This window comes from Treponema sp. R6D11 (genome assembly GCF_054786075.1).
In genome coordinates this window covers 1-370 of record NZ_BDHD01001163.1, presented here as the reverse complement: position 1 = coordinate 370, position 370 = coordinate 1, and the positions used below count along the sequence as shown (strand labels likewise).

The 370-nt window shown below is 44.3% G+C and carries 1 protein-coding gene; it reads left to right on the top strand.

What is annotated here, in order from left to right; translation table 11 throughout:
• On the top strand, positions 1-241 hold a 241-nt coding region (locus ACYVTD_RS17940; RefSeq protein WP_461248969.1), incomplete at its 5' end, for a ComF family protein.
• Positions 242-370: the final 129 nt, after the last annotated feature.

Below are 370 nucleotides of genomic sequence, written 5' to 3'. Positions count from 1 at the left end.
TAATAAGAAAACATTGCGTAAAATAAAAGAAACGCCTCCGCAAAGCACTTTGACGGAGAGCGAGCGGCGCAGAAATTTGAAAGGCGCGTTCGGGATTTTCACAGAGGACTTCGCGGGCAAATCTGTTTTACTAGTTGATGATGTCATGACCACTGGCAGTTCGATCGAAGAGGCCTGCAAAACGATTATAACTAATGGTGAAGCAAAATCAGCTCATGCCATCGTTTTCGCGGCAACATAGAACGGCTGTCTCGCCGTCAGGATAATAGTTTCTTCGTATTCCGTTTTCTATGAAGCCTAATGATTTATAGAATTCCCGGGCTGGTAGATTGCTTTCTCGTACTTCGAGGAGCATCTTTTTGTTTGGCAA